Source organism: Acidobacteriota bacterium, assembly GCA_030697165.1.
In the GTDB taxonomy this organism is placed as follows: Bacteria; Acidobacteriota; Vicinamibacteria; order Vicinamibacterales; family UBA2999; genus 12-FULL-67-14b.
Map to the genome: position 1 here is coordinate 57790 of JAUYQQ010000022.1, position 14784 is coordinate 72573.

Annotated in this window: 18 protein-coding genes and 1 tRNA gene; 2 read left to right on the plus strand and 17 right to left on the minus strand. The window is 65.7% G+C overall.

The window, feature by feature from the left end; genetic code table 11:
- Window positions 1–45: 45 nt before the first annotated feature.
- The 11 genes from Q8T13_19855 to Q8T13_19905 form a co-directional block, all read right to left on the minus strand.
- Complete coding sequence (locus Q8T13_19855) at window positions 46–1419, minus strand: site-specific integrase (GenBank protein ID MDP3720023.1); 1374 nt, start codon at window positions 1417–1419, stop codon at window positions 46–48.
- Window positions 1416–1637 (minus strand): hypothetical protein, encoded by a 222-nt coding sequence (locus Q8T13_19860; GenBank protein ID MDP3720024.1) that lies wholly within the window; start codon window positions 1635–1637, stop codon window positions 1416–1418. Before Q8T13_19860 ends, Q8T13_19855 begins: the two co-directional genes overlap by 4 nt.
- Window positions 1630–2088: a hypothetical protein gene (locus Q8T13_19865; GenBank protein ID MDP3720025.1), complete on the minus strand. Its 459-nt coding sequence runs from the start codon at window positions 2086–2088 to the stop codon at window positions 1630–1632. Before Q8T13_19865 ends, Q8T13_19860 begins: the two co-directional genes overlap by 8 nt.
- A 271-nt stretch (window positions 2089–2359) precedes the next feature.
- Complete coding sequence (locus Q8T13_19870) at window positions 2360–2956, minus strand: hypothetical protein (protein MDP3720026.1); 597 nt, start codon at window positions 2954–2956, stop codon at window positions 2360–2362.
- On the minus strand, window positions 2956–3309 hold the full coding sequence (locus Q8T13_19875) for a hypothetical protein (GenBank protein ID MDP3720027.1): 354 nt from the start codon (window positions 3307–3309) through the stop codon (window positions 2956–2958). Before Q8T13_19875 ends, Q8T13_19870 begins: the two co-directional genes overlap by 1 nt.
- 24 nt (window positions 3310–3333) lie before the next feature.
- A complete protein-coding gene (locus Q8T13_19880; GenBank protein MDP3720028.1) occupies window positions 3334–4830 on the minus strand; it encodes a hypothetical protein in 1497 nt (498 codons plus the stop codon).
- Complete coding sequence (locus Q8T13_19885; protein ID MDP3720029.1) at window positions 4820–5134, minus strand: hypothetical protein; 315 nt, start codon at window positions 5132–5134, stop codon at window positions 4820–4822. Before Q8T13_19885 ends, Q8T13_19880 begins: the two co-directional genes overlap by 11 nt.
- 403 nt (window positions 5135–5537) lie before the next feature.
- Entirely contained in the window at window positions 5538–6812 is a 1275-nt protein-coding gene (locus tag Q8T13_19890; GenBank protein ID MDP3720030.1) for an AAA family ATPase, read from the minus strand.
- Entirely contained in the window at window positions 6809–6973 is a 165-nt protein-coding gene (locus Q8T13_19895) for a hypothetical protein (protein MDP3720031.1), read from the minus strand. The genes Q8T13_19890 and Q8T13_19895 overlap by 4 nt, the downstream gene beginning before the upstream one ends.
- Window positions 6974–7008: 35 nt before the next feature.
- Window positions 7009–7242, minus strand: a complete 234-nt coding sequence (locus Q8T13_19900) for a helix-turn-helix domain-containing protein (GenBank protein MDP3720032.1) — start codon at window positions 7240–7242, stop codon at window positions 7009–7011.
- Window positions 7229–7408: a hypothetical protein gene (locus Q8T13_19905; GenBank protein MDP3720033.1), complete on the minus strand. Its 180-nt coding sequence runs from the start codon at window positions 7406–7408 to the stop codon at window positions 7229–7231. The genes Q8T13_19900 and Q8T13_19905 overlap by 14 nt, the downstream gene beginning before the upstream one ends.
- A gap of 246 nt (window positions 7409–7654) precedes the next feature.
- On the opposite strand from Q8T13_19905, the gene Q8T13_19910 reads away from it, so the two are divergent.
- Window positions 7655–7879 (plus strand): hypothetical protein, encoded by a 225-nt coding sequence (locus Q8T13_19910; GenBank protein MDP3720034.1) that lies wholly within the window; start codon window positions 7655–7657, stop codon window positions 7877–7879.
- 3 nt (window positions 7880–7882) lie between these two features.
- Entirely contained in the window at window positions 7883–8299 is a 417-nt protein-coding gene (locus Q8T13_19915; GenBank protein ID MDP3720035.1) for a hypothetical protein, read from the plus strand.
- 346 nt (window positions 8300–8645) lie between these two features.
- On the opposite strand, the gene Q8T13_19920 is transcribed toward Q8T13_19915, so the two are convergent.
- From Q8T13_19920 to Q8T13_19945, 6 genes are all read right to left on the minus strand, one after another.
- Window positions 8646–8722 (minus strand) — tRNA-Arg (locus tag Q8T13_19920).
- A 197-nt stretch (window positions 8723–8919) separates the two neighbouring features.
- The gene (locus Q8T13_19925) at window positions 8920–10032 is read right to left on the minus strand and encodes a hypothetical protein (protein MDP3720036.1); all 1113 of its coding nucleotides are present in this window, start codon (window positions 10030–10032) and stop codon (window positions 8920–8922) included.
- Window positions 10033–10129: 97 nt separating this feature from the next.
- Complete coding sequence (locus Q8T13_19930; protein ID MDP3720037.1) at window positions 10130–10300, minus strand: hypothetical protein; 171 nt, start codon at window positions 10298–10300, stop codon at window positions 10130–10132.
- A 277-nt stretch (window positions 10301–10577) separates the two neighbouring features.
- Window positions 10578–10838, minus strand: a complete 261-nt coding sequence (locus Q8T13_19935) for a hypothetical protein (GenBank protein MDP3720038.1) — start codon at window positions 10836–10838, stop codon at window positions 10578–10580.
- Between the two features lie 91 nt (window positions 10839–10929).
- Window positions 10930–12849, minus strand: a complete 1920-nt coding sequence (locus Q8T13_19940; GenBank protein ID MDP3720039.1) for a pyrroloquinoline quinone-dependent dehydrogenase — start codon at window positions 12847–12849, stop codon at window positions 10930–10932.
- Between the two features lie 192 nt (window positions 12850–13041).
- A complete protein-coding gene (locus Q8T13_19945) occupies window positions 13042–14652 on the minus strand; it encodes a hypothetical protein (protein MDP3720040.1) in 1611 nt (536 codons plus the stop codon).
- Window positions 14653–14784 lie beyond the last annotated feature (132 nt).

The following is a 14784-nucleotide window of genomic DNA, read 5'->3' on the forward strand; positions in this document are numbered from 1 at the left end:
GCCCAGCATGATTCGAACATGCGACCTCCTGGTTCGTAGCCACTCCTACATGATGGTTGGTTCGTAGCCTTCTGCGGTTTTGCTGGCCTTTTCGTCCAGCCGCGTGGCCGCTGGTGGCGTCCCATACCCCTGTGATCCTGCATCCGTTGCAAGCCCGTTGCAAGCGTCCCGGCGCTCCTCGAACCGTCGCATGTGGTCGTGTTCGCTGGACGACGAGCCTGCGAGGTAGACGCTGGTCTGGCTAACGTTCGAGTGGCCGAGCCACCGCTGGATAGTCGCGAGCGGCACGCCAGCATCCATCCATCGGCTCCCGGCTTCGCGCCGGAGATCGTGAAAGTGCAGGTCGATCGTCCGGAGCGCGGCGCGAGAATCCGCGTCGAGGTTTGCGCCTTTCGCATACGTGGGCTCGTGACCATGCGCCTTCAGGACGGCCGTATACCACGCTCGCCGCGGGCTCTGCACCTGCTCGCCGACCGCGTTCCCGAAGACGAACTTGTCAGACGCCAACGGCTTGCCCGCCGGGTCTAGGCGGCGAAGTTCGAGGATGCTCCGGAGGCGCGTCGAGATTGGAATGCGCCGGTCGCGCTTCGTCTTCGTCTTCGACTTCGGTAGGAAGAGTTCAGCACGCGGCGCCCAAGAGACCTGCGTGTTGTCATTTTCATCAACACGCATGCCCTCAACCTGCACCCACTGCAACGAAAGGATCTCGCCGAGGCGCATGCCGGTCTCCAGCGCGGCCTCGACGCATGCGCGCAGGTGCAGACCGCAGGCCGCGAGCAGCCGCTTCTCCTCGCCATCCCTGAGGCGTCTCGTGCGCGGCGCTTCGTCCTCGAACTTGACGACGGTCTCGGTGCCGCGCTTGAACGGACTGGCCGCGACGTAGCCGACGCGCACCGCGAAGTTGAAGACACTCCGCAACGTCTCTAGGTAACGATTGATGGCGACCGGCCCGCTGCCGCCCGCGGCGCGGACTTCGCGGAACCGCTCTATCGTGTCGGTCACGATGTCCGACACGCGCCACTCGCCGAGCGGCGCGCTGCCCTCCGTCGGGCGGCGCACGGTGGTCTTGCAAATCGCGTCGAGCTGGTAGCGATGCGCCGCCTGATTCGCGGCGCACTTCACCTGCACGTGCCGCTCGTAGTAGACGTCCGCCAACTGCTGCATCGTCATCGCCTGCAGTGGCATCGGCTGTCCGAACGTCCCGGCCCGAATCTGCTTCCGCAGATCGGCAGCGAGATCCTCCGCTTCCGTCTTGCTGTCGATGTGGCGGTTGAAGTGCTTGTCGAGCGAGAAGCGGTAGCCCTGCCCGCCTCTCGGTTGAAAGTTGAAGTGCCAAGCGTGCTGGCACTTCGCCCACGCTCGCCGTGGGCAGTCGCAATGCTTGCGCAGCCCCTTGTTCTGGTGTCGTTTCGGTTTCATGCTCCTCCTCCTGCTGCTACGTGTTTGTTAACCGGCGGCGTTGGGTAGAGGTAGACGACCATGCCGTCAGCGAGCCTCGCGATCGCGAACGTCGCCTGCTCCTGCGGCACCGGCGTCTGGTCGTCGATGGACCGCATGAAGACGATGGTCGCCTTCTGCCCGTCCATCGTCGTCTCGACGACGCCGACCGGCCCTGCTCCCGCTCGTTCGCTACTCACGTTGACGGCGCCTGCCGAGGATGTTCACGTTCACGGTCGGCTCCGTATGCGTGATGGACGTCCACTGACCTGACGGCGATGGGCCGACATAGAGGCCGTCGATGAAGAGCGGCGCCGAGGACATCGGCTCTGCCTGCCGTCGTCGAGGACGAACGCTCTCAGCCCTGAGGCCTTGCACCTGCTGCGGCGGTCGAGGCACGTAGGACGTCGGCCCCATCTGCAGGCGGGCCATCTCTGCCTTCGTGAAGACCGGCACCGGAACGAGCATCCACTCAGGGATGTGCGGCTTCCTGACCTCGACGTCTCTGACCTCCTTGACGATCGCTCCTCGCTGGCCGTCGATGACGTTCGTGTAGACCGTCGACCGCTTCATCGTCTGCGCGCCAGCGAGTCCGGCAGTCGCGACGACGAACGCGAGCCCCGCGCCTATGTTGGTCGGAAACGTATTCATGACGTGGTCCTCCTGCTGCTGCTCTTGCGCGTCGGTGAAGTCCGCTTCGACGGCGACTCTTTACTCTTTACATCGGCCCGGAAAGTATGTCCAATACGGGGTTACTCAAGCAGCGCGAGGCCCCGGCGCCCAAGGGTGCAAGTGCCCTAGAACGCCGAGGCGCAACAACGCCCGCCCATCCAACCGACGCTCATCACCAAGGATGGGGGCGCGCCAATTGGTTGCCGCCGTGGGCGGCGGCGGAGGAGCATGGCCCCCATCCATCCCGCAGTCAGCTGACGGTCGTTGATATCTTCACGTCGGCGGCTGGCAGCGCCGCATTGATGCTCGCCCGCACCCTCGTCGTAGCCGACGAACCGATAGGACTTGCCGTGCGGCACCGCGAATCCCACGCGTCCAGTTCCGTCTGCAGCCGTGCGACATGCGGCGCGAGATCGGCTTCCGCCTGCGCGAGCATCTCGTCGCACATGCGCAGCGGCGGCAGTCGGTCGACGCCGAGTTCCTTGCACATGGCTTTCACCGCGCCCGGCAGTTCGTAGTCGGTGCCTTCGCCGCGTAAGTAGCACGCGCCGCCCCTCCAGTGGTCCCGTTCGCGCTCCGGTGCCGTCTCCGAGCGGCGCTCCATCACGTCGATGGCCCCGATGCTGCGGGCGCGTTCGCTGCGCAGCCTATCGATGCGCGCCGTGCCCTTCGCCGCGGTCGTCCACTCGCGGTTGATGGTGCCGATGCGGTCGCAGAGCACGCGCCACTCCTCGGCCAGCTGCTGGCGCACCTTCGGGCGCGGCTCCATGCCGATGTCCGGCCACGCGGACTTCACCTCCGTCATCTCTCCGACGATCCGCTCGACGCGGGCGCGCAGTTCGTCCATCACCGCACCTCCGCCGCACGCCGCTGCAGCGCGAGATCCCAGGGCTTGGGCACGCCGGGAACGTCGGCGCCGTGCCAGGTCACTGCCGAGTCGCGCCGCGCCAGCGCGAGGTCATAGCTGCCCGGCTGCGTCGCGACGACGTGCGCCTCGGCGAGGCGGAGCGCCATCGGCGACGACGGGTGCAGGCCATACTCCTCCGCGACGGCCGCGACGACCTGCTCCGCGGTCATGCCCTCCTGCCGCTGAGCGGCGTGCGCCATACGGACGCTGCGCGGCGCGTCCAACCGTGCGATCTGCTCAGAACGCAGCCAGCGGCTGTACGTCGCGGCGTCCATCGAAACGATTGCTTCCATCTCGGCCCTTGTCATGTTTCCTCCTCAGTGAAAAGAGATCGGTGTTGTTTCGTCTTCGTAGATGAGCCGCGGCGGCGTGTCTCGGGTACCTGCGACGCAGCCGATCACCCGTCGCTCGCGCTGCTCCCGCGTCGCTCGCGCCCCGCCCCACACGCCCGCGACGACGAGCCGCTTCGACTCCGAGAGCGCGACATCGACCACCCCGGCCGCTGCGTTCGCGAGGTCGTCATGCTCGCCGCTCTGGTGGTCGATCTTCCCGCCGCGCCAGACGAGCCCGAGCAACTGCTGCTCGACGACCGGTGCGTCGGGCAGGATCACCTGATGCGAATTAAGCCGCGGTTCCAGCGATTCGTACAGCTCGCTCTTGGTCTTCCCGGAGACGTGGTAGGTAATCCCCATCCGCTCGAAGTCGGCCTTGAACGTCTCGCCCGCATACGAGTCACCAGTGACCGCGGACACGCCGTAGTCAGTCAGCACGGCGACGAACCTGCCGACCGCGAGCCGCGGATCGAACGGTGGCCGCTGACCCTGATCGACGATCCGATCCACCACGGCGCGCCCGTCGCGATCCCTGTGCGCAATGCCAAGCGACGCATCATCACGACTGCCGCCGCTCATGTCGACGAACGCGACGTACTGCGTGTCCGCCTCTCGCAGTCGCACTTGGACGCCGCGATCGATCGCGTCCATGACGGACTCCGCCGAGAACGCCGAGCCTTCCGGCAGGCCCGGCAGATTCAGATGCAACCGCCGGTACTTGTGCGACGGCAAGCGGCGTTGCTGCTGCGCGAGATACCCGGCATCGGCCCACGCCGCCATCGAGGGATTGGCCCGCCGCTCCGGCGCGAGGTCCGCGAAGTCCGGGTCCGTCGTGAAGTCCGCGGCATACCACGAGAACAGCATCCGCGGGTCAGCGCCCGCCTTCGCCTGCGTGAACAGGTCGAACAGCGGCACCCCCGGCCGGTGAAACAACGATGCGTAGGACGTGATCCATTGCTGCGCGTCCCGTCGGTTCGGATCCGGCTGCATCGCTTCGAGGACGTCCCACGTCCGGTAGCCGTGGATCTCGTCGTAGCCGACGAACCGATAGGACTTGCCGTGCTGCCCGACCACGTCGCCGGCCGGCAGCACTTCGAGGAACCCGCGCCCGTCCTTCCGCTCGATGCTGTTCGCCTTGACCTTCAGCCATTGACCGAGGACGTCCGGGTTGGCTTTGACCATCTTCTTCGCGAGCGACAGATCGTCTCGGGCTTGGTCGCCGTCGTTCGCGAGGATGTAGCACTCCGAGTCGTGGCCCGCGGGCGAGTCGCCGACGAGCGCGAACAACGACGCATGGACCAGGTCGGACGTCTTGTCGTTCTTCTTCGAGCGGCCGAAGAGACCGAGGTTGCGGAGAAACACGCCATCGTCGCCCACGGCGAAGAACTCCTCGAACAACCGAAGGCGATACGGCTGGATCCGCGGCAGGAGCGGCGCGCCGTCGAGCCATACGAGCCGGGCGAGGAAGTCCTCAATCCGCATCGGACCTCCCGCGCACCGGCTGCGCCATGAGCGCCTCGGTCAACGAGGTCACCGGCCGAGAGACGCGGGCGAGCCCGACCATCTGGCGAAGGCGTTGCACCCGGTCGAGCACCTGTAGGTAGGTCATCGTCGCGGCCCTCGTGCGGCCCTTGCCGGTCAACGGGCCGCTCTCCAGCAGCCGGTCGAACAGGAACTCGCCCACCAGCTCCAGACGCAGGAGGTCTCGAATCGCGTCCCGATGAACACGCGACAGGTTCGGCGCACCGCCGAGGTCTGCCTCGATCTCGCTCTGACGGTCAGTCAAGGCCGCGAGGGCATCGGCCTGCGAGGGCAGCTCCCCGCGCTGAAGCAGCGTCGAGCTACGGCCATGCCTGAGAGCCGGGCCGGGACACCCGGCGACCGCCCGGCCGCCCGGATGCACCTTGCCGCAGGAGCGGCAGGCCACGCCCCGTGGCTCAGGCGCGACGATCGTCTCGTCGGATGGAGCCGAGTCAAGGTGTGCGACATCGCACGGCGTAGGCTGGCTAGGCTGCGAGGGTATAAGCCCAGAGCGCGGGAGTTCCTGAGACGGCGCCGACGGTTGCAAAGGTGGTTGCAAGATCACTCCCGAATCCTCGGAATTACTAGACAAATTGCGAGAGACCTGTTGCCTGCGTGGCAAAGGGTCAGGGACGCGCACGGGTCAGCCGTTCTGATGATTCGAGTAGTCACTGGACGCCGACCCTTGCCAGCGGTCGGAAGACGGCTTCGACGTCACGAAAGACCTTTGAGCGCTGTCGGGCGCAGGCCGCAGGATCGTCCTCGCAGGAGTCGCGGCTGCACACAGGGCAAAGACCCTCCGATTCTGGTTCCCCGGGAACCGCGGGAACTGAGGGAACTTGGGAACCTGAATCCGTCCTTGAAACGTTGGATTTTTCTTCAAAGAGAAGAAGAGAGGATTCAGGTTCCCGACTTATAGAGGGAACCTGGGAACCAGAACCGGAATCGCCCGACAAGGCGAAGCGATGCGGATCGACCTTCGAGCCGGCGCCCGAACGGATGATGGTTCCCGAGGCGACGGCTCGACGGAGGGCTTCGAGCTTGATTTGGCGTCGGGCTTCGACGGTGTCGAGGAGGTCAGCGCGCAACTGGGAACCTGCTTTCAAGGACTCGATGAACGCGCGGGCGACGCTCTGAACGTCCGCGTCGTGGCGGGACGGGCCGGCTTCGACGCGGCCGTCGTCGGCGAGCGTGAGCACGGTCTCGGGCAAGTCGGGGCCGATGCGTTGGACCGACGACAGCACCCGATACCGCTCGGTGCGCGAGAGGATGAAGACGTTGTCGACGCTGCCGGTGAGCGCCGTTGAGCCGAGCACGCTGTCGAGTCCGGCTCGTTCCGATTTCCCGGCATGGTGGACGAGCAGCACCGCGGCGCCCGTGTCGCGGGCCAGCGTCAGGATGGGCGTCAGCTTCGTCGTGACTTCGGAGTAGTCGTTGAGATCGTCGGCCTTGATGAGGCGCTGGAGGGTGTCGACGATGATCAGGCCGGGTCGTTCGCGGATCGCCAGCGCGTGCAGGCGTCCGATGAGGTCGTGGGCCGGTTGCCGGAATAGAAACCGCACCGGTTCCGATCCCGTCGCGCCCATCTGCCGTAGGTGGCGGCGGACCTCGCTGCGCTTGTCTTCGAGCGCCAAGTACCACACGCACCGCGGCAGACAAGCGGAGCCGAGCCAGACGCCGCCGCGCGCCGCTTCAAGTGCCAACCCTCGGGCCGCCGTCGATTTGCCGGCCTTCGGTTTGCCGGCGAGGATGTTGACGCTTCCGAACGCGATGCGATCGGCCACAAGGTAGTCGGTAGTTTCGTCGGGCTCGGCCAGCAGCTCGCGGAGCGACGTGAGCGCAAGTCCGGGGCGAGACGTTGCCTTGGTGGTCGTTTCGAACACGGCCTCGACCGTGTCTGGAGGCGCGGCGGCCGTGACGACGCGAATCGATTTCGCCATCATGCCGCCTGCTTCCGATCGGCGCGCCGAGCGTCGAGCAGCGCGTAATAACGTTCGCGCAGACGCATCAACTCGAGGTGTTGATCGTGCAGAAGATGGACCGCCTGCTGCGCAATCTCGTGATGGCGATCGCGTTCGTTGCGCGCTTCGCTCAGTTCACGCACGATTGAGACGAGCAGCTTGCAAGACTCCGTCGCCGTCAATGTCGTGCCTCGCGGAGCGGGCGCAGGATCTCGGCGGGCTCGCTCGACTGCATCAGCCATTCATCGACCCAGGCGTCGAGTAGACGGAAGTCGCGGCGTCCGCCGACGACCGCGGCGCGCAACCTACCTGCGGCAATCTCCCTGTAGATCGTCTTGCGGCCGACTCGAGCACGGGTGGCGGCCTCTGCGACCGTGAGCCACGGCGTGAGTGGACGGTCAGGCGCGGGCACGATCGTCGCCTCCGCCCTGATTGAGTGCGCGCTCGATTAAGTGTCGAGCCTCACCGCTGCGCGTTCGGCAATTCTTGTTCGCTTCGATGAGCAGCTTCCGCGCCAGCTCACGCGGAACTTTCACAGCGATGGTCGTGGTGGCGGGATTATCGACCTTGACGCGCATTCAGCAAACCTCGGGTGTGAGGCCCGACTGCTGCTGCGCTCGCCCCTGGGCTTTTCTGGGGCGGTCGATGCCCGCGATTTGGTCTGCGGGACTTTAGGAGTTAGTAAACCTTATAGCACAAACCAAAAAAAGAAAAGGGCAATGCGCTGATGGTAATGGCGAACGCCGCATGGCCGTCAGCTAGATGGCCATGCGCGTCTCTACTTAGATCACCGCCCGCAACACGCGCTCGGGGCGAACTGGCCGTTGGGCGCGCGGCAGCGCAGCACGTTCGGGTTTGCGTCCCAGGTGTATGGGGGCGTCGGGCAGGACGCGGTGGCTGGCGGCGTCGGAGCCGGAGTGTTCTCGGTCAGCGTGAAATCAGACCGCGAATCGCTCGTCAGCGTCACCGTTCGGGAAGTCGATTGGAAGCCTGATGCAGTGACCGATGTCCGCACCTCTCCTTCACGCAACGGCGCGATCGAGAAGTAGCCGTTGCCGTCGCTGGAGCCGGTCCGAGCGACGTTCGTGCTGTCCGTCGCGCTGACGGTCGCATTGGGAACGGCGCGGCCGGACCGGTCCGACACGACTCCTACCAGGGTGAACGTCCTCGCAACCGGAGCAGGTGGTGGCGCGGACGGCTGTGTGAAGCTCGCCGAGCCGCTAGCGTTGCCCGAGCGCCCACTGTCGTCCGAAAAGCCGACGCTGACGCTGATTGACGTGATCGATGAAGTCGCGCCAGTCGAGTCGTTAATGTTGATGTTGCCTGATGGCGCGCTGGCACCAGCAGCGAGGCGTATCGGCGGTGCGGGATCGGCGTTAGCATTCCCGGTGCCTACCCCGAAGCGAATGGTCGTCACGGTTGCTGACGCGCGGCCGCTCGTCTCGGTCATCGTGAAGGAGACCAGATAGCTGCGACCGCTGCCGACAATCGACGGCGTGACCGTGAACCCGGAGATGGAGACGTTGGCGACTATCGCGCCCTGAGCGCCAGCCGACGGGGATGTCGGTGAGTTGCCGCCACCGCCGCCGCAGGCGAGGACAAGGGACAGAGCCGTGGCTAGGGTAGCTAGCCGAGTAAACCGCATAAGAGGGAGCCTCCAGCTGAGTTAGACGGCCGAGAGTAGCAAAACTCTCACGCTGGTGGAAGAAAATGCGATCCGTTAGCGGCGCAGGGGAACAAGCGCCGCCGTTGCAATCTCGTTGCAAAGAGGAACGGCGCGGGTTTGGGGCCCGCGCCGTAAGTCCTTCATTTCATTGGTGCGCCCAGCATGATTCGAACATGCGACCTCCTGGTTCGTAGCCAGACGCTCTATCCAGCTGAGCTATGGGCGCGACAGACTTTCAAGCTTAACACAGGAAATGCCCGTCAATGAACCGGACGGGGAGCTGTTTCCTGTCGGGGAATTGCTGCCGGACGGGGAGTTATTCCCGACGGGAGGTGCCTCCCGACAGGAGGCGCCCTCCCGTCAAGCAGCAACCCCCCGTCAAGGAGTCCCCTCCCCGTCAAGTGTCGCCGCCTCCCGTCAGGCTCAGCGCGAGGTGCGTCCGCTGACGCTGATGTTGACCACGAACTCGCCGTTGTTATCGGGCAGGTGGTCGTCGTTCACGCCCAGGTACACGCGGCCGCTCGCCGGCGCGGTCAAGGTCTTGCGGTTGCCGATAAAGACCGGGCCGTAGTCGTCGATCCGCATGATCAGGCCGCCGGCCAGCTGGTTCAGCACCGGCGCATCAGGCGCCTTGCGGTTGCGGTCCGAGCCGGCCACCGAGGCGGTGTCGTTGTTGTCGCCGCTCATCGTGATCGAGCCGCTGGCGTCGAACGTGATCGTGTCGCCGGCGCGAACGTCGATCGCGGCATCGGTCCAGCGCTGTCGCGCGTTCACGCGCACGCTCTGTGAGCCCGCTGCCGTCGTCGTCGCGCCCACCGCCGGCGCGCCGCCGCTGGTGTCGAACTCTTGCCGCGACAGCCGGCCGTCGCGGTTGGTGTCGCGCGACAGGAAGCTGGCGTTCGACCAGTGCCATTCGGCGCGCTCGATCACCGCATTGCGGTTGACGTCGAGGTCGGCGAACTCGTCGAAGGTGTCGAGGCTCGGGAGCGAGCCAACCACTTCGTGCCGGCTCAGCACGCCGTTACGATCGCGGTCGAGCAGGTTGAACATGCTGCCGCTGGCGTGCCACTCGTCGCGCTCGACCAGGCCGTTGTTGTTGAGATCGAGATCGTCGAAGCTGTCTTCGCGGTCGTCGTCTTCATCCTCGCCTTCGGCCAGGAACTCCTGCCGGGTCAGCACGTCATCACGGTTCCGGTCGGCGCGACGGAATGCTTCGAGGTTGAAGTGCCACTCGTTGGCGGAGATCCGGTTGTCGCGGTTGTGGTCGAGCGCGGTGAAGCCGGCCGCGGTCCAGTTCAGGTTGCGCTCGCTGCGGCTGGGGACATGGTCCGCGACTTCGCGGTCGTGGTGGCGTCGCGCGCCAATGCGCACTTCGTCGCCCGAGAGGCGGCCGTCACCGTTCCAGTCGTGAACCGTGAACGAGCGGGCCGAACCCTTCCATTCCTCGCGCGAAATCTCGCCGTCGCCATTCCGATCCATGGCCTCGAAACGCATCCGGGCGGCGCGGCCCTGCTCATCCGTAGACGAGGCGAGCATCAATTGGGTGGATAGTGCCGCGAATGAGAGCGCTAGTAGCGTACGCGAAAGCATAGGAATCCTCCGTGGGATCCCAGTGCATATCGCGTACCTTGCCCTACTTTTTCTTGCCGACGCGCTTGGCGATGTCGCTCACGACCCGTTCCCAGACCTTCAGCGCCTTGTCGTAGCGCGCCGCGGCCGGCGTGTCGTCGGTGACTTTGGCGTCCAGGCCGAAGTCCTTCGGCTGGGGCATTGGCGGCAGGTGGACGACAACTCGATCGCTCATGGACCGATCCTAACAGCCCGTGCAGAAAATCGGTGTCCAATCGGTGTGAATCTGTGGCCGGTGTGAATCTGTGGCCCAGACCGGATGGGCGGCCGGACCCTCGTCGACTTTGGCGCCCCGTCCGGCGGCCCGGAGAGGTCCTTGTCGTCAATGCCATCATGCCGTGGCTGCGGCATCTGCTCGCCCGTGCGGTCCACGATGTCGGCTGAGTTGGTGTCGCCCGGCACTTCCACTTTACGGTCGTGCCGGACCTGATCTGGGTCGCGGCCTGCCATGGCTACGCCTTGTCGGCGTCGGTGCCCGCCGTGTCGATGTCCTGGTCGCTCATGGTCTTGTCGAACTCGGACCGCTTCGGCCCGGGCGCGCCCTGCACCTGATCGGCACTGGGGCTCTCGACGTCCTCGGGGGTCGCCTGCGAAGTGGCGGCCTGGCCCTCGTGTTCCATCTCTTTGACCTGGTCGTCGGTCGTGCCGTGCGGCTTGGTCGCGGGGTTCTTCGGGTCTTCGACGGGCGCGTTCATGTTGATCATGACCGTCATGTCAGCAAATGGCGTACCGTCCTCCAGGGTTTCTATCCGCCTAAAGACGGATGCTACATCTTGTCTGGCCGGCTGAAGCCGGACGCCACATTTATTTGGGCATGGCGAAGGCGACGAGGGCGGTGTCTTCGCCGCGGCCGGTCGCAATCAGCACGAACTGCCGGCCATCGGCCGCCAGATACGTCATCGGCGTGGCCGTCGCCTGGCGCGGCAGCACGTGGCGCCACACCTCGCGTCCCGTCACCTTGTCGAACGCCGACAGCGCCATGTCGTTGCCGCCGACGAACACCAGCCCACCCTTGGTGACGATGGCGCCGGGAGGGCCGATGGCACCAAGGCGATCCGGCAGCGCCACGCCCTTGAGCGCGGGTACGTTGCGCAGCTCGGGCGCGTCGCCGAACGGCACTTTCCAGGCGATCTCGCCGCGATTGAGGTCGATCGCAACCAGGTGCGCATACGGCGGCTTCAGGATCGGCACGCCGTCCACGAACGACGAGGGGCTGCGCTGCACGTACTCGGCATCCACTTCGTCGAAGCGATCGGCCTGCTGGCCCGCCTTATTGAACGGTTCCAGCTTGAAGATGCTCGGGCTGCGCGAGGTCTTCACGAACAGGCGGCCGGTGGCGGGATCGAACGCGCCGCCGCCCCAGTTGGCGCCGCCCCACACGCCCGGCAGGACCACCGTGCCCTGCAGCGACGGCGGCGTGTAGATGGGGCCGAGCCGATACTTCATCAGCTCCGCCTGCGCCTTCGTCTGCAACTCCGGCGTCAGGTCAAACGCATCGTCCACGGTGACACCCTGCGATTCGAACGCAGGCGGCTTGGTGGGGAACGGCTGCGTCGGCCACGAGGCCTCGCCGGGCACGTCGCTGCGCGGCACCGCGCGCTCTTCGATCGGCCACACCGGCCGGCCGGTCACGCGGTCGAAGACGAACGCCCAGCCCTGCTTGGTGAGCTGCACTACCGCGTCGATGCGCTGGCCGGCGACGGTGATCGTGACCAGGTTCGGCGCGGATGCGGGGTCGTAGTCCCATAAGCCGTGATGCACGATCTGGAAGTGCCACTTGCGCACGCCGGTGTTGGCGTCGAGACACACCAGCGATTCGGCGAACAGGTTCTGCCCGGGCCGGCGGCCGCCGTAGTAATCGTTGCTTGGCGTGCTGACCGGCAGGTAGAGCAGGCCGCGCGCTTCGTCCACGCTCATGGGCGCCCACACGTTGGTGTGACCGGTGAACTGCCACGAGCCGGCGTCCCAGGTGTTGTTGCCGAACTCGCCACGCTGCGGAATGGTGTTGAACTTCCACACCAACTTCCCGCTCCGTGCGTCGAATGCCCGCACGTCGCCCGGCGGATCGTTTTTGTAGGTCAACCGATCGCCGACGCCGTTGCCGACGATGATCAAATTCTTGAAGACGATCGGTGGGGAGGTGTTGGTGTAGTGCTTCTTGTTGATGGCCCAGACCAGGCCCTCGCTCAGATCGACGACGCCGGCGGTGCCAAAGCCCTCGACCGGCAACCCCGTCTTCGCGTCGAGTTGGATCAGCTTGTACCGCGCGTTGATGAAGATGCGCAGCGCGCCGCCGGAACTTGCCCCGAGCGCAGTCGAGGGATCCCGCCACGCGGCGACGCCGCGATGCGCAAAGCCCTGTCCATTCGGCGGCTGTCCGTCTTCGTAGGCCTTGGGATCGTACCGCCACAACTGCTTGCCGCTCGCTGCATCGAGCGCCGCGACCTGGTTGTAGGGCGTGCTGACGTAGAGCACGCCGTCGATCATCAATGGCGTGTTCTGGAAGGCGCCGGGCCGCGTCCCAAACTCAGGGAGGACCTTCTCGCCCGGTTTCCACTCCCACGCCACCTGGAGCGAGCCGACGTTGGCGGCCGTGATCTGATCGAGCGGCGAGTAGTGCGACGCCGCCTGGTCGCCGGCGTAGTGCGGCCACTGTTGAGCGCGCGGGGCCGCTACCAGAAGGGCCGTGAAACAGAGGGCAGCGATCAGGCGATGCTGAAGCATGCGGCCCATTGTAGTGGCGCTTCGGGCGCGCCAGACGGGAGGGTGCTTCTTGCCGGGAGGGTGTCCCTTGTCGAGACGACACTTCGTGACGGGAGAATGCAGCTCGACGGGAAATGCCCGTCTCAAAGTGCCCTCCCGTCAAGCAGTGTCTTCCCGTCAGGTCGTACCCTCCCGTCTGGGAGCGCAGGTTCCTTAAAAGCGCGACGAGCGGATCCAGGTGTCTGAACGGGCCCAGCTTTTGGCCAGGTCTTCGTCCACCGCCGGATCGCTCTTGCCCTGCGCCTTGAGCGCCTGCTGCAGGCCGAGCAGCGCCCACCCGTTGTGCGGGTGCGCCTTGATGTCTTCGCGATACGCGCGTTCGGCGTCGGCCGGCCGCTTGGCTTCGAGCAGCGCCGCGCCCAGCCAGTGGCGCGCTGCGAAGGGCAGCGGCTCGGGCTCGTCGTATTCCAGTTCGTCATCCAGCTTGGCCGCGGCCTCGAACAGCGTGATGGCCTCGTCCAGCTTGCCTTCGGTGCGGGCGATCTCGCCTTCGAGAATGCCGGCCATGATGCCGCCGAGCCGCTCGGCCGAGTGCTGGCGGAACTGCTGCTTCGAGGTGGCGGCCGTCTTTTTCACCTTCGCGAGATACGCCCTCGCGAAATCCACGTCGCCCAGCTTCAGCTTGGCGTAGCCCTGCGAGAAGTCGAACGCCGCGGCGGGGATGTCGCGCTCGGGCCGCTTGGTAATCTCGACCACCTCGTCGAAGCGCCCGAAGCGAACGAGCGTCAACACCTGGTACATCGTGTCGCCGGTGCGCTTGGTGTAGTCCTTGCCGGCCTGCGTGGCAATGGCGCCCTGCCCGTCCATCGACGCGGCAAACAGCAGCATGTGCAGGTTGTGATCGGGGTAAATGGCAAAGCCTTCACCGGCATCGGCCTTCAGGTCCGAATGCCACGCGTCGAGGTTGGCGCGCACCGAATCGGCCCAGCGCCCGACCACGTTCCAGGTGTGCGACGGCATGTGGTTGATGTGGCTGGCGCCCGGAATGGTCTTGCCCAGGTACTCGGCGCAGGCCACGGCCTTGTCGGGCACGACGGTGGATTCGGTGGCGTGGACGTAGAGGTGGCAGGCGCCCGGGTGCTTCGGATCCTTATTGAGGACCCGCTCCAGCACTTCATGCAGGCGCTTGACGCTCGGCTGGTTGATGTCGCGGGTGCCGCGTCGCGGCTCGAGCAGGAACAGCGCGTCGCCGTAGAGCGTGACCGCATCCAGGTCGTTCGGATACTGGTCGGCCACCTTCTTCATGGCGTCGGCGTAGGCCTGGTCCTGCTCGCGGCGCGTCTTGGGGTCGAAATCCTTCACGTAGCGGACGCTGAGCGCCTCGATGAACGCGCGCTCATTCGGCGTCGCCTTGTCCTTCAGGCTGACGGCCTTCTGCATGGCGGCATAGGCAAAGGGCGACTGGTCGGCCGACATCGGGCCATTCAGGTACGAGCCCCACGCCCAGCCTTCGCCCCAGTAGCAGATGGCGCATTCCGGGTCACGCTTCCACGCCTCGCGGAACGAACGCACCGCGTCGAGGCGCGCGAACGCATACATCATCTGCATGCCCTGGTCGAAAAACCCCTGCGCTTCCTTGTTCTTGGAGGAGATGGGCCGGTGGAACGGGCCGAGACCGGTTGTGAACAGCTTGATGGGCTCCTGGACGTATTTGGGAACCTCGCCAGGTTTGTCGAGATGACTCTCTTGGGCCCAGCTCGGTAACGAGCCGGCTATGAGACAACAAAGACACAGGGCCGCGAGACGACAGAAGCGAACGGTCATCAAATCCTCCAGGCACATGGAAATAGTTCGCCCATCATATCAACGACCAGCAGGCGGGGATTTTTCGGCGCGCTCCGGGAATCTTCGCGCCCCAGCGGGTCGGCCGCGCGAAATGCGCCTGTTTTCTGCCAT